The following is a 13,621-nucleotide window of genomic DNA, read 5'->3' as shown; positions in this document are numbered from 1 at the left end:
CGCTGCTACTGGTTGCTGTAGGTGGTGCCTTTCGGCAGCGGCAGCACGGCCTCGCGCTGCGCCTGGCTCTTCGGCCACACCACATGAGACTTGTCCTCGAGATACTGGATCACGACGGGGAACGAGCGCTCGTTCTGCCCGGCCATGGGCGTGCCCTCGCCGTAGAACTTCACGCCGAAGCCGAGCATGGTGCCGCCCTCGGGGATGTCGGTGTCGAGCGCCGCCTTGCGCAGCGCATCGGGATCGACGCCACCGTACTTCTTGATCGCCCGCGGCAGCACATCCGCCATGAACACGTAGCTGTTGGACGCGCCGATGCCGACATGGGCGGAGCGGATGGCAACGCCGGGCCTGATCTTGTCGAACTCCTCGCCGACCATCTTGATGACGGGCGAGAGCTTCGGATCCATGGTCTTCTGGTTGGCCAGCCAGATCGAGATCGGGTCGGCGTTGAAGATATAGGTGGCGTCGGCCCCCATACCTTCCTTCAGCTTCTCATAGACGCCATAGCCCGCGCCATGCCCCATCAGCGCGCCGAACTTCAGGCCCTGCTCGCGGGCCTGGCGCAACAGCAGGGTGATGTCCGGATTGTAGCCGGTGTGAAAGATCACGTCGGGCTTGGCGCGTTTCAGCTTGGTCACCAGCGGGGACAGATCGGGCGCGGTGGCCGAATAGCCCTCCTTGAGCACGACGTTGAAGCCGGCTTTCTTCGCGCCGGCCTCGTTGCCCTTGGAAACGTCGACGCCATAGGCGCCGTCCTCGTGGATGATGGCGACGCGCAGATCCTTTGGTTCCTTGCCGAACTTCTCCTTGGCGTTCTGCGCGATGAAATCCATCGTCATCATGCCGAACTGGTCGCCGCTCGCCTGCGGCCGGAACACGTATTTGTAGCCCCTCTCGTTGAACACGGCCGACGAGATGCAGGTCGTCATCCACATGAACTTCTTGAGCTGCTCGACGCGGGCGGCAACGGGTACGCACTGCGCCGAGGAGAAGAAGCCGAGCACCATGTCGACCTTCTCCTGCTCGAGCAGGCGGACGGATTCGTTGATGGCGATGTCGGGCTTGCTCTGCGCGTCGGCATAGACCGCCTCGATCTTGTAGCCCTCGACGCCGGTCTTGGCGAAATGGTCGAGAATGATCTTTGTGCCGACATAATTGAGCTCGGAACCGCCGCCGGCAAGAGGTCCGGTCAAATCAAAAACGACGCCGATCTTGATCTTCTTGTCTTGAGCCTGGGCGGACACCGCCAAGCCCGTCGCTGATATCGCGACCACCAGCCCACGTACCAACCGGGCAGCCATGCGCAGGCGCATCAAAACCTCCCTGGACGATTGTGCATTGCATTCGTCTTGCTTTTCGTTGCCCCATCACATGGGCTGAGCGCAGCGATGTCAAGCCTTGCGCATCAGCGCGAAGCGAACTGCTGCTCGATAAAGGCCGTGACAAATCGCGGCATGGTCGGCGTGAGATCACTCATCCCGCGCACGAGATGAATGGCCGACAATTCAGGCTCGTCCTCACGGGCGAGATTGGCTTCGATCAGAGCCCGAGCCTGATCGCCGGGCATGTCCAGGTTGAGCACCTGCATCATCGCAATCGCGGGGCCGCTGACGATGCAGTGCCAGTCCGGCTCGGCCCGATAGTCCGCCGCGGTCAGGCCGGTCTCCTCCTCGATTTCGCGGACAACGCTGCCGGGAATGTCGAGCGCACCCTCCATGACGTCGTCGAGGTCGGGCGTGCCCGAAGGGAAATAGATGCGGCCCGCATTGGCGGTGTGCTGCGCCATTTCGCCCATGATGAAGGCGCCGTCGGACGCGCGCAGCGCGCCCATGCCAAATCCGTTGAACACCGCCTTGTCGGGAAAGCCCCAGTCACGCCAGGCGAGGAAGCTGGCAAAATCGGTCTCGAAATAGGTCGCGGAGAGATGGCCATCCGCAAACACCGCGTCCCGCCCGAGCAGGACGCGGCCATTCCAGATCTTCGGCCGCTCGCGCTGTTTCTCGGCGAAATGCGCTGCGATCTCGGCGCGCCGCTCCTCCGCGAACGGCCAGACGATCGGCCGCACGGCAAGACCAAGCGTCGTGACGCGATGAATGATTGGTGACGTCATGAGGGACGATTACCACATCTTCGCGTCAGCTATTTGGCATTCCCCGTCGTCTTCTTGGCCTGCTCGACGAACTTGTTGGTGAAGGTCTTGCTGACATCGATCTTGGCATTGGCCACATCGGGCGAGCCGACGCTGAACACCGAAAGCACGGCGTCCGCACCCTTCGGATCCATCTTCCCGGTCTCGGAGTACATCGGGATCGTGTTCTTCAGCGCGGCGAGATAGAGCTCCTTGTTCTTGCCGACCGTCTCTTCCGGCATCTTCGCCATGATCTCCTCAGGGCTGTGCGAATGGATCCAGGCGAGCGTGGCGAGGATCGCGTTGGTGAGCCCCTGCGTCTCCTTCTCGTGGCTATTGACCCAGGCCGTCGTCGAGTACAGCGCCCCGCCGGGATATTCGCCGCCGAACGTCTCCAGCGTGTCCTTCTGCGTGCGGGTGTCGGAGAGGATGCGCAGATCCTTGTGGCTGCCCTGGAGCACGGTGACGGAGGGATCGAGCATCACGGCCGCATCGATCTGGCCCTGCTCCATGGCGGCGACGGCGGTGGCACCGAGGCCGACCCCGATCACGGCGGCGCTGGTGGGATCGATGCCGTTCTTCTTGAGCATGTACTTCAGGAAGAAGTCGGTGGAGGAGCCGGGCGCGCTGACGCCGACCTTCTTGCCGGCGAGATCCTTGACCGACTTGATGTCGTTGGTTCGCGAGGGCGCGACCACGAGCACGAGGCCGGGATAGCGGTCATAGACCACGAAAGCCTGCAGCTCCTGCTTCTTGGCGGCCAGATTGACGCAATGGTCGAAATAGCCGGACACCACGTCGGCGCTGCCGCCGAGCACGGCCTTGAGCGCGTCCGAACCGCCCTTGAGGTCGACCAGCTCGACATTGAGACCGGCCTTCTCGTATTCGCCGAGCTGCTTGGCCAGCACGGTCGGCAGATAGCACAGGCAGGAGCCGCCGCCGATCGCGATGGTGACCTTGCTTTGCGCCGCGGCAAAACCGGTGGTGAGCGTCAGCGCGAGCAGCGCGCCGGCGAGCCTGGCAATCGTGTTCTTCATTGGTTTCCTCCGTTCGGCCGGCAAAACCATAAAGCAGCAGGGCTGGCTTGAGAAGCGCTGCCGGGGGCACTGGTCATCGGCCATTCGGCGCAATAGCATACCCAGACAAGAATAATTCTCGATGGGGAGGATCATCCATGAATCGCTTTACGGCCGGGCTGTCGATCGCCGCCGCCTTTGCCGCCGGATGCGGCGCAACCCACCTGCTCCGGCCGGCACTCGCCGCCGAGAACATCACCGCTCAGATCATCCACACCGGCGAGATGGAGGGCGATGCGCTCGGGTCCGCCAACGCTGTGGGGTACCGCTCCAAGATGTTCGCGAGCGCGGACGGCGCCACCATCTCCATCCAGGTCGGCAACGTACCCAAGCACATGCATCCCAACACCAACGAGATCCAGTACATTCTGGACGGCACCGGCACGATCTGGCTCGGCGACAAGGAGGTGACGGTGAAGCCCGGCGACCTCGTCATCATTCCCAAGGGCACGCCGCACGGCGGCACCAAGCCGATCAGCGGCCAGGTCAAGGCGATCGCGATCAAGACGCCGCCGCAGGCGCCCGACGACACCAAGCTGCTGGATTGAGCTTCCTTCACCTCTCCCGCTTGCGGGAGAGGTCGCGCCGAAGGCGCGGGTGAGGGCTCTTTCCTCTTGGGGGCTCTCGCAAGTGGAGACACCCTCTCCCCAACCCTCCCCCGCAAGCGGGGGAGGGAGCGCACCTTGGGTGCGGCTCGCAATCCGAAACTAACTTGCGCCCCTACCCGCGCCCATCCGAGGCCGTCGGCCGCCACACCAGGAGGCGGCGCTCGACCAGCGTGACGCCATAGTCGATCAGGATCACGAACGCCGACAGCACGAACATGCCGGCGAACACGCCGGCGACGTCGAACACGCCCTCGGCCTGCTGGATCAGATAGCCGAGCCCGGCCGCCGACCCCAGATATTCGCCGACGACCGCACCAACCACGGCGAAGCCGACCGAGGTGTGCAGCGAGGAGAACATCCAGGACAGCGCCGAGGGCCAATAGACGTGCCGCATCAACTGCCGCTCGCTCATGCCGAGCATGCGGCCGTTGTCGAGCACGGTGCGGCTGACCTCCTTCACGCCCTGATAGACGTTGAAGAACACGATGAAGAACACCAGGGTCACGCCGAGCGCGACCTTGGACCAGATGCCAAGCCCAAGCCACAGCGCGAAGATCGGTGCCAGCACGACGCGCGGCAGCGCGTTGACCATCTTGACGTAGGGGTCGAACACGGCGGCCACCAGCGGCTGGCGCGCGAACCAGAAGCCGACCAGCACGCCGCCGGCCGATCCGATCACAAAGGCCAGGATCGATTCCGTCAGCGTGATGCCGAGATGCTTCCAGATCACGCCGGACGAGAACCACTTCACGATCTGGCTGAACACGTCGAACGGATTGGAGAAGAAGAACGGCGGCAGCAGGATCTTGCCGAACACGGGGACGGTCGACAGCACCTGCCACAGCACGATGCAGACGACCGCGACCAGGATTTGCAGCGCAAGCAGCGTCGGGCGCGACATCAGACCGCCTCCGCCGCGTGCGTGGACTGGGCGTAGCCCTTCATCACCTCGTCCTTGAGCACGCTCCAGATCTCGCGATGCAGCGCATGGAACTCCTTGTCGAGCCGCACCTCGAAGATGTCGCGCGGGCGCGGCAAGCTCACCCTCCAGTCGCCGATGATGCGCGAGGACGGCCCCGCCGACATGATCACGACGCGGTCGGCGAGCGCGATCGCCTCTTCGAGATCATGGGTGACGAACAGCACGGCCTTGCGGTCGGCATTCCAGAGCTCGAGCAGCAGATTGCCCATCACCTGGCGCGTCTGCGCATCGAGCGGCCCGAACGGCTCGTCCATCAGCAGGATCTTCGGGTCGCGGATCAGGACCTGCGCCAGCGCAACGCGCTTGCGCTGGCCGCCGGAGAGCATGTGCGGATAGCGACCCGCGAACGCGCCGAGGCCGACGGAGGTTAGCCATTTCTGTGCGCGCGGCAGCGCCTCGGCGCGCGGCGTGCCCTTGATCTCGAGCCCGATCGCGACGTTGTCGAGCGCGGTCTTCCACGGGAACAGCGCGTCGGCCTGGAACAGGTAGCCGGCGTCCCGATTCAGCCCCGCGAGCGGCCGGTCGAATATCTTGACGCTGCCGGCCGCCGGCTTGAGCAGGCCCGCGGCAACGTTGAGCAGCGTGGATTTCCCGCAACCGGTGGGGCCGACAATGGCCACGAACTCGCCCTGCGCAACCGCGAGATGAGCTTTCTCCACCGCCGTATAGACCCGCCCGTCCCCGAGCCGGAACGCGACCTTGGCATCTTCCAGCGCCACTGCCGTGGGCGTTGTCATGTATTTCCTCCGAATTTGGCCCGATGCCTTAGCCGCTCGCGCGGCCAAGTTCAATCAAGGCGCCAAGCGTGCTACGCATGGCTAAGGAAAAAATGAGCCGCATCCAATGCCCTCGAAGCTGGCGATCAGCTACCACCTCGTCACCAAGAGCTTTGGCCCGCTTAGGGCCGTCGACGATGTGTCGCTCGACATTGCCGAGGGCGAATTTGTGGCCATCGTCGGCGGCTCGGGCTCCGGCAAGACCACGCTGCTACGGCTGGCCAACCGGCTGATCGAGGCGGATAGGGGCGCGATCACGATCGAGGGCCACGAGGTGCAAAGCGTTGATCCGGTCGCGCTGCGGCGCCGGATCGGCTACGTGTTCCAGGCCGGCGGGCTGTTTCCCCATTTGAGCGTCGCCGACAATATCGGGATCACACCAAGGCTGCTGGGCACGCCGACAGCCGACATCGCGACACGTGTCGACGAGCTGCTGGAGCTCGTTCAGCTCGATCGTGATGCGCATCGCGACCGGCTGCCGGAGGCACTCTCCGGCGGCCAGCGTCAGCGCGTCGGCGTGGCGCGGGCACTGGCGGCGAGGCCTCGCATCGTTCTGATGGACGAGCCCTTCGGCGCACTCGATCCCCTCACCCGCGATGCGCTCGGCGACGACTATCGTTCGCTGCATCGCAAGCTCGGCCTGACCACCGTGATGATCACCCATGACATGACTGAGGCGATCCTGCTCGCCGACCGCATCGCCGTGATGCGTGGCGGCAAGCTGCTGGCGCAGGGTACGCCGGCGGAACTTTCGAAGAGCGAGGACGCCTATGTGCTGGAGCTGCTGCGTACGCCCCGGCGCCAGGTCGAGCGGTTGAACGCGTTGCTGCCAACGAGCGGTGCGGCATGAGCTTGCTCGCCGATCCGCGCTGGGGCGAGGCGCTGGCGCATTTGCCCGACTATCTCGGCAACCATGTGCGGGTAAGTCTCGCCGCGCTCGCGCTCGGTCTCGCCGTCAGCCTGCCGCTGGCGATCCTGACGCGCAACCGCCCGGCGCCGCGAGCCATCCTGCTCGCAATCGCCAGCATCGTGCAGACGGTGCCGGGTCTGGCGTTGCTCGCGCTGTTCTATCCGCTGCTGCTGCTGGCCGCGTCCGTCACGCTGGCCTGGTTCGGCGTTTCCTTCTCGGCGTTCGGCTTCCTGCCGGCGATGCTGGCGCTGGCGCTCTATTCGATGCTGCCGGTGCTGCGCAACGGCATCACCGGGCTCAACGGCATTGATCCCGCGCTGATCGAGGCCGCCAAGGGCGTCGGCATGACCGCGCGGCAGTCGTTGCTGATGGTCGAGCTGCCGCTGGCACTGCCGGTGATGATGGCGGGCATCCGCACTGCCGCGGTGTGGGTGATCGGTACCGCGACGCTGTCGACGCCGATCGGGCAGACCAGCCTCGGCAATTACATCTTTGCCGGGCTCCAGACCCAGAACTGGGTGTTCGTGCTGTTCGGCTGCTTTGCCTCGGCCCTGCTGGCGCTTGCCGTCGATCAGCTGCTCGGCCTGATCGAGGCCGGCCTGCGTCACCGCAGCCACGCCCGCTCCGCGCTGGGCGCAGCCGGCATCGCAGCGCTGGTCGCCGCAACGCTGGTCCCGTCGATGGGACGCTCGTCGCAGGGCTATGTCGTCGGTGCCAAGACATTCGCCGAGCAATATGTGCTCTCGGCCCTGCTCAGGGACCGGCTTCAGACGGCAGGCCTCTCCGCCACCGCACGATCCGGCCTCGGCTCCAGCGTGATCTTCCAGGCGCTGAAGGCCGGCGATATCGATCTCTATGTCGATTATTCCGGAACGCTTTGGGCCAACCAGCTGCATCGCACCGATATCAAGCCACGCGCCGAGCTGGTCGCCGAGCTGAAGACGGCGCTCGCCAAGGACAACATCACTTTGCTCGGCGAGCTCGGCTTCGAGAATGCCTATGCGCTGGTGATGCCGAAAAAGCGCGCCGAGGCGCTTGGCATCCGTACCATCGCCGATCTCGCGGCACATGCGGCGAGCCTGTCGATCGCGGGCGACTATGAATTCTTCTCACGACCGGAATGGGCTGCGCTGCAAAAGGCCTATGGCCTCACCTTCCGCGCCCAGCGCCAGATGCAGCCCGACTTCATGTATGCGGCGGTCGCCAGCGGCGAGGTCGACGTGATCGCCGGCTACACCAGCGACGGGCTGATCGCGAAATACGATCTCGTCGCGCTCGAGGATCCCAGGCACGCGATCCCGCCCTATGATGCCATCCTGCTGCTCGCGCCGAAGCGCGCCGGTGACGAGCGGCTGCAAGCCGCACTCGAGCCACTGCTCGGCAAGATCGATATCGCCACCATGCGCGAAGCGAATTTGCGCGCCAGCGGCAACGACGCGAACTCGTCGCCGGATGCGGTGGCGCGATGGCTGTGGGAGAAGGTGGGCGGGCGGTAGGCTTGGCTCCGCTCAAGCTCCGTCATCCTGAGGCGCGAGTGATGGGGCGCAGAGCGCCCCATCGGGAGCCTCGAAGGATGAACGGCCACGATGCAGATGCAGCCGGGCTGTCGCCCTTCGAGGCTCGCCGAAGAGGCGAGCACCTCAGGGTGACGGTCGAAGAGTATCGCTTGTAGTCAAAACAGGAGTTACAATCCCCTGATCATCCCCGCGTCGATCAGCAGGCGGTTCAGCCGCCGCGCTTCGGCGCCGTCCTTGCAGCTGTAGAACATGCCCTTGCAGCGGAGCATGATCTCCCTCTGCTCGGCAAAGGATGGGTCGAGCGGGATGCCGGCGGCCTCCTGGATGACCAGCGGCAGATAGGGGCCGTCGATCGTGTCCATCACGGCGTCGCTCTTCACCGGCTCGAAATTGACGGCGTCGATCGCATAGTAAGTCGCATAGAGACGCGGATCGTAGGCGTCGAGCTTCTTGCCGATCGCGCCCTCGTCGAGCCCGGGCTCGAGAATAGCAGGCGCGAACTCCGGCTGATGATCGCCGTAACGCACGATCAGGAAGGGCTCACCGGGAAACGTCTTCTTCAGCCCCGCGACGAACGCCTTGTAATGCTCGGCGCTCATCGCCTGCCGGCGCAGATATTCGTCGATGGACGGCACGTTGCCTGGCGCGCGCCAGTTCGGCAGCAGGTCGGGACGGAAGCGCGTCTCCCAGGGGAAATGATTGGCGCCGAGATAGATGAAGGTGAACAACGGCTTGTTCGGCGGCTGCTGGCCGATCAGCTGGAGCGCCTTGTCGTAGAAGAAGCTGTCGGGCTCGACGTCCTTGGCACCGAGGTCCTTCGAATCGAGGAAGCGTTCGATGCCGGTGGTCATCTGGAAGCTGCGGGCGGCCATGAAGCCGCCATGGGCGGGATAGAGCGACATCGTGTCGTAGCCGCAGCGGCGCAGCGCCAGCGGCAGGCCGCGCTCGACCCGGCTCGAGGCGATGCGCGTCACGAAATAGGCGAAGCGGCCGAACGAGCGCGAGGAAAGCCCCGCCAGCACGTTGTATTCGGTGAACCAGCTCGGTCCGCCGTTGCTCTCGGCGAGGAACGTGCGCTGCTTGCCGTCCCACGACTTGAAGTGATCGCCATAGCGCGGCGGCACCTTGATGCCCCGTGCGGCGCGGATGTCGAAGCTGGATTCATCATGGATCATGATGATGTTCGGCCGGCGGCCGGCGGGATGGCAGGAATCGAGCAGCGGCATGTTGAGCCGCTCATTGGTCGAAGCGGCCGATTCCATGAAGCCGTATTGCACGAAGTCGGAGACCGAGCTGACGCCGGAGCGGAAAAATTTAGACAGATAGCCGTCGTCGTAATAGCCGCGCCAGGCCTCGTCCGGATGATAGAGCGAATAACCGACCAGTGCGGCAAGGCAGGCGAGCTTGCAGGCGAACGCCGGCAGGCGGCGGATACGGAATGGATCGAGCCACCACAGCGCATACATCAGCGGCAGCGTGACGAAGCCGGCCAGGATCACCGACCAGCGCAAATTCGGGAAGATCGTGAACAGGAATGCGACGGTGTCGCGGTCGATCATCATCAGATCGATGAAGTTGACCGTCATCTGCACCACGTCGTGCTTGAGCCGCGACAGCAGCACCAGCACGACGACCATGGTCAGCGACAGCGCGCCTGATAGCGCCGGCCGGCGCAGCAGCGTGATCCAGAAGAAATTGAGGATGCCCCAGGCGAGCGCAAAGGAGAGGCGCGAGCCGAAATCGGTCTCGGTCTCATACATCAGCGCCAGCGCGGCCAGATGCGGCGCGGCAACGGCAAGCAGCCGCCAGATGCCGAGCGCGGCGACGCTGGCGAGGGCGGCGGTGGCGGCAGAGGGACCTGGATTAGGCGCGGACGCCATCGACGACACGCAACAGCTGGTCCGGCGCGATGATACCCAGCCGTCTGGCCGGCCCAAGGGCTGAATAAGGGCGGCTAGGGCTTCCGGCGCAGCCGGAAGCCTGCACCATGTCATAAAACTGTAACGGAACGATCAAGGACAGGCAACGCGCGTCGTGACCGACCTTCGCTTAATGTTAGTGAGCGGCGAACTGCCGCACGGCGGCGGGCAAGGCCGCTCGCCGTGCTAGGGCTTTGCGATCCCGGCAATGAACAGGTCGAGCACCCCTTCCGCCATCCGCTCGATCTCCCCCGCCTCGACGCCCCAGCGCGGAAGGTGGCCGTCGAGATTCATCCGGGCAAAACCGTAAACCAGGGCCCGGCCGGCGATCTGAATGCGCTTGAGGTCCGCCGAGCGCAGCAGGCCCTGCCCCGCCGCCTCGGCCAGGATCCCTTCGGTCAGCGCGATCAACTCGGCATTGTCGCGCGTCAGTTCAGCGGAGCTGCCATGGACGAAATAACGCCCGGTGGAGATGATCTCGAAATGGGCGGGGTTGCGCATCGCCCAACGCAGGTAAGCGAGGCCGAAGGCACGGAAACGGGCGAGCGGGTTGGTGGCGGGAGCCTCGCTCAACGCGGCCTCGATCTCGGCACGAAAACGCCGCTGCGCCTCCTCGGCCGCCGCCGCCATCAGCGCATCCCGGTTCGGAAAGTGCCGGAACGGCGCGCCCGGCGACACCGCTGCCCGGCGCGCGGCCTCACGGACAGAGACCTCCGCCCCCTCCGCCGCCAATTGCAGCGCAGCATCGATCAGGACACGGCGAAGGTCGCCGTGGTGATACGGCCGCGCCTGGCTTCTGGGGCGGCGGGCACGGGGCTTGGACGGCTGACGGGCGGGCATGGCGGCTCCTAGCATCACCCGAACGTGAATGTAAGCGACGATTACACCATTGACCAATCGGCGGCATCGAAATGTAATCGATGATTACATAACGGAGGAACGTCACCATGTCGCAACGTCAAGGCTGGTTCGAAGGCTGGCGGCTGCTTGCCGCGCTCGCGTTGAGCCTGGTCGTCCTTAGCCTGTGGATCGCCTCGATGCGGCAATTCGAGGTCGAGGGCGTGCGGATGGTGATCCGTTTCACGGCGCGAAGCTCGCTGCTGCTGTTCTGCCTCGCCTTCAGCGCGGCGGCACTGGCGCGGCTGTGGCCCAACGCCTGGACGCGCTGGCAGCGGCGCAACCGTCGCTATCTCGGCCTGAGTTTTGCTGCTTCCCACGCCATCCACGCGGTCGCGATTGTTGTTTTCGCGTGGATGGATCCTGCCAGCTTTGCCGAGGCCACCTCGGCCGTTTCCTACATCTTCGGCGGCATCGGCTATGCCTGCATCATCGCCATGAGCGCGACCTCGTTCGACCGCGCCGCCGCGCTGATCGGGCCGCGCACCTGGCGTACGCTGCACCTTGCCGGCGGCTATTATCTCTGGTTCCAGTTCATGGTCTCGTTCGGCAAGCGCGTCCCGGCGATGCCGCTCTACACCGCGTTCCTCGTTCCGCTCCTGGTCGTGATGACGCTGCGCATGATCGCGATGGCCCGTCGCCCGCGTGGGCAGACCGTTGTGGCGGGCTGAAGCGCCTGCCTTATTGCGGCAGCAGCCCAAGCCGCTTGGCGATGATGCGGTCGAGCGTCCGTTTCGGCAGCACGGCGCCGATCAGATGGCGAACCGGATCGGGCGTAACCTGGTAGCGCACCTTGGGGCTTGCCGCAGTCAGCGCCTCGAACACGATTTCGGCGATCCGCTCGGCCGGCAGGCCCTTGGCGCCGAGGTCCATCATGAAGGCCATGACCTTGTTCAGCGCCGGCAGATAGGGCGAGTTCTGGTAGACGGACAGATCGATCTGTTCGGCCTTGCTCCAGATCGGCGTCTTCACCGCGCCGGGGGCGACGATGATGACGTCGACGCCGAACAGCATCAATTCGCGGCGCAGGCTCTCGGACAATCCTTCGATGGCGTGCTTTGAGGTGCAGTAGGGCGCCGACAGCGGATTGCCGTTCTTGCCCGCGACCGAGCTGATCATCACGATCCGCCCCTTCGGCCCCTTCAACGACGGGTCGGCCCCGAGCAAGGGCCCGAACGCCTGCGTCGCGATCACAGGCCCGATGACGTTGATGTCCATCTGGCGGCGGAAATCGTCCGCCGACAATTCGAGCACGGGACCGGCGACCGCGATGCCGGCATTGTTGACGAGGCCGGCCAGCGTCTCGCCGCCCAGCGCCTCGCGAACCGTTCGCGCGGCAGCAAGAACGGCAGCCTCGTCGGTGACGTCGAACAGCAGTGGCGTGAAATTGGCGCCGAACTCAGCCTTGAGCCGCTCCGCATCCGCCTGCTTGCGGACGCTACCGAAGACGCGGAAGCCGCGCCCGAGCAAGACTTTTGCAGTGGCCCAGCCGATGCCGGTGGACGCGCCGGTGACGACGACAGATCGCATGGTGCCCTCCCCTCAAGGTTCCCGCGATCATGTCGGAAAACGGCGATGGTGCGAAGGGGGGAGCGCAAAGCCTGGACCCAGGAGCTGCGATGGCCGCCGGATCAGCAGCGCACCACTTGCGTGATGCGCTGCGTCCGGGAGACGGCGACTTTAGTTCTTCGACTTGTCGACCAGCGCGCCCTTCTTGATCCAGGGCATCATGTCGCGCAGCTTCGCGCCAACTTCCTCGATCGGGTGCTGAGCGAGCTTGGCGCGGGTCGCCTTAAACGAGGTCTGGTTGACCTTGTTCTCGAGCATCCAGTCGCGGGCAAACTTGCCGCCCTGGATGTCGGCGAGAACGCGCTTCATCTCGGCCTTGGTCTCGGCGGTGACGATGCGCGGGCCCGTGACGTACTCGCCGTACTCGGCGGTGTTGGAGATCGAGTAGTTCATGTTGGCGATGCCGCCTTCATAGATCAGGTCGACGATCAGCTTCACTTCGTGCAGACACTCGAAATAGGCCATCTCCGGCGCGTAGCCGGCTTCGACCAGGGTCTCGTAGCCGCCCTTGATCAGCTCGACCAGGCCGCCGCAGAGCACGACCTGCTCGCCGAACAGGTCGGTCTCGCACTCTTCCTTGAAGGTGGTCTCGATGATGCCGGCGCGGCCGCCGCCGACAGCCGAAGCGTAGGACAGGCCGAGGTCATGGGCGTTGCCCGAGACGTCCTTGGCGATCGCGATCAGGCAGGGCACGCCGCCGCCGCGCTGATATTCGGAGCGCACGGTGTGGCCGGGGCCCTTCGGCGCGATCATCAGCACGTCGAGGTCGGCGCGCGGGTCTAGCAGGTTGAAGTGGACGTTGAGGCCGTGCGCGAACACCAGGGCGGCGCCCTTCTTCATGTTGTCGTGCAGGTGCTCGCGATAGATGTCGCCCTGGAGCTCGTCCGGGGTCAGCATCATGACGAGGTCGGCCCATTTGGCGGCTTCGGCGACTTCCATCACCTTGAAGCCGGCGGCTTCCGCCTTCTTGACCGAGCCCGAGTCCTTGCGCAGCGCAATGGCGACTTCCTTGACGCCGGAATCCTTCAGGTTGAGCGCATGGGCGTGGCCCTGGCTGCCATAGCCGACGATGGCGACCTTCTTGCCCTTGATCAGGTTCAGGTCGGCGTCGCGATCGTAATAAACACGCATGGTCGTTTCCTCGTTCAGGGCCGAAAATCGGCCATTGGTCAGTGTCCGAAGGGTGAAATTTGCGGATTTCGGGGGCTGTCTAGAGCATTTTCAGCCCTTAGGGAA

13 protein-coding genes are annotated in these 13,621 nt (G+C 64.8%); 4 read left to right on the top strand and 9 right to left on the bottom strand.

What is annotated here, in order from left to right:
- Positions 1-5: 5 nt before the first annotated feature.
- The 3 genes from IVA81_RS23825 to IVA81_RS23815 all read right to left on the bottom strand — a co-directional run bounded on the left by IVA81_RS23825 (position 6) and on the right by IVA81_RS23815 (position 3,168).
- Positions 6-1,316: an ABC transporter substrate-binding protein gene (locus IVA81_RS23825; protein ID WP_247322493.1), complete on the bottom strand. Its 1,311-nt coding sequence runs from the start codon at positions 1,314-1,316 to the stop codon at positions 6-8.
- Between the two features lie 92 nt (positions 1,317-1,408).
- Positions 1,409-2,113, bottom strand: coding sequence for an NUDIX hydrolase (locus IVA81_RS23820; protein ID WP_247322492.1), 705 nt, complete (start codon positions 2,111-2,113; stop codon positions 1,409-1,411).
- 29 nt (positions 2,114-2,142) lie between these two features.
- Entirely contained in the window at positions 2,143-3,168 is a 1,026-nt protein-coding gene (locus IVA81_RS23815; RefSeq protein ID WP_247322491.1) for an ABC transporter substrate-binding protein, read from the bottom strand.
- A gap of 137 nt (positions 3,169-3,305) precedes the next feature.
- On the opposite strand from IVA81_RS23815, the gene IVA81_RS23810 reads away from it, so the two are divergent.
- Positions 3,306-3,755: a cupin domain-containing protein gene (locus tag IVA81_RS23810; protein WP_247322490.1), complete on the top strand. Its 450-nt coding sequence runs from the start codon at positions 3,306-3,308 to the stop codon at positions 3,753-3,755.
- Positions 3,756-3,927: 172 nt separating this feature from the next.
- Here the strand turns inward: IVA81_RS23810 and IVA81_RS23805 are convergent, their stop codons facing one another.
- Both IVA81_RS23805 and IVA81_RS23800 read right to left on the bottom strand, forming a co-directional pair.
- The gene (locus IVA81_RS23805; RefSeq protein ID WP_247322489.1) at positions 3,928-4,716 is read right to left on the bottom strand and encodes an ABC transporter permease; all 789 of its coding nucleotides are present in this window, start codon (positions 4,714-4,716) and stop codon (positions 3,928-3,930) included.
- Positions 4,716-5,534, bottom strand: a complete 819-nt coding sequence (locus IVA81_RS23800; protein ID WP_247322488.1) for an ABC transporter ATP-binding protein — start codon at positions 5,532-5,534, stop codon at positions 4,716-4,718. The genes IVA81_RS23805 and IVA81_RS23800 overlap by 1 nt, the downstream gene beginning before the upstream one ends.
- Positions 5,535-5,640: 106 nt before the next feature.
- Between IVA81_RS23800 and IVA81_RS23795 the strand changes: the two genes are divergently transcribed.
- Both IVA81_RS23795 and IVA81_RS23790 read left to right on the top strand, forming a co-directional pair.
- Positions 5,641-6,423, top strand: a complete 783-nt coding sequence (locus IVA81_RS23795) for an ABC transporter ATP-binding protein (protein WP_247322487.1) — start codon at positions 5,641-5,643, stop codon at positions 6,421-6,423.
- Positions 6,420-7,979 carry a glycine betaine ABC transporter substrate-binding protein gene (locus tag IVA81_RS23790; RefSeq protein WP_247322486.1) on the top strand — a complete coding sequence of 520 codons (1,560 nt, stop codon included), beginning with the start codon at positions 6,420-6,422 and terminating at the stop codon, positions 7,977-7,979. The genes IVA81_RS23795 and IVA81_RS23790 overlap by 4 nt, the downstream gene beginning before the upstream one ends.
- 188 nt (positions 7,980-8,167) lie before the next feature.
- Here the strand turns inward: IVA81_RS23790 and IVA81_RS23785 are convergent, their stop codons facing one another.
- Positions 8,168-9,880, bottom strand: coding sequence for a sulfatase-like hydrolase/transferase (locus IVA81_RS23785; RefSeq protein ID WP_247322484.1), 1,713 nt, complete (start codon positions 9,878-9,880; stop codon positions 8,168-8,170).
- 225 nt (positions 9,881-10,105) lie between these two features.
- Positions 10,106-10,759 carry a TetR/AcrR family transcriptional regulator gene (locus IVA81_RS23780; protein WP_247322482.1) on the bottom strand — a complete coding sequence of 218 codons (654 nt, stop codon included), beginning with the start codon at positions 10,757-10,759 and terminating at the stop codon, positions 10,106-10,108.
- Positions 10,760-10,866: 107 nt separating this feature from the next.
- Here IVA81_RS23780 and IVA81_RS23775 point away from each other — a divergent pair, with 107 nt between their 5' ends.
- Positions 10,867-11,487, top strand: coding sequence for a ferric reductase-like transmembrane domain-containing protein (locus IVA81_RS23775; RefSeq protein ID WP_247322480.1), 621 nt, complete (start codon positions 10,867-10,869; stop codon positions 11,485-11,487).
- 10 nt (positions 11,488-11,497) lie between these two features.
- Here the strand turns inward: IVA81_RS23775 and IVA81_RS23770 are convergent, their stop codons facing one another.
- Both IVA81_RS23770 and ilvC read right to left on the bottom strand, forming a co-directional pair.
- On the bottom strand, positions 11,498-12,346 hold the full coding sequence (locus IVA81_RS23770) for an SDR family oxidoreductase (RefSeq protein ID WP_247322478.1): 849 nt from the start codon (positions 12,344-12,346) through the stop codon (positions 11,498-11,500).
- A gap of 150 nt (positions 12,347-12,496) precedes the next feature.
- Positions 12,497-13,516, bottom strand: a complete 1,020-nt coding sequence (gene ilvC, locus IVA81_RS23765) for a ketol-acid reductoisomerase (protein WP_027529584.1) — start codon at positions 13,514-13,516, stop codon at positions 12,497-12,499.
- Positions 13,517-13,621: the final 105 nt, after the last annotated feature.

The sequence above is a fragment of the Bradyrhizobium sp. 141 genome, assembly GCF_023074055.1.
Classification (GTDB): domain Bacteria; phylum Pseudomonadota; class Alphaproteobacteria; order Rhizobiales; family Xanthobacteraceae; genus Bradyrhizobium.
Note: the sequence above shows the minus strand (reverse complement) of the source record. Positions and strands in the feature narration are given on the sequence as shown.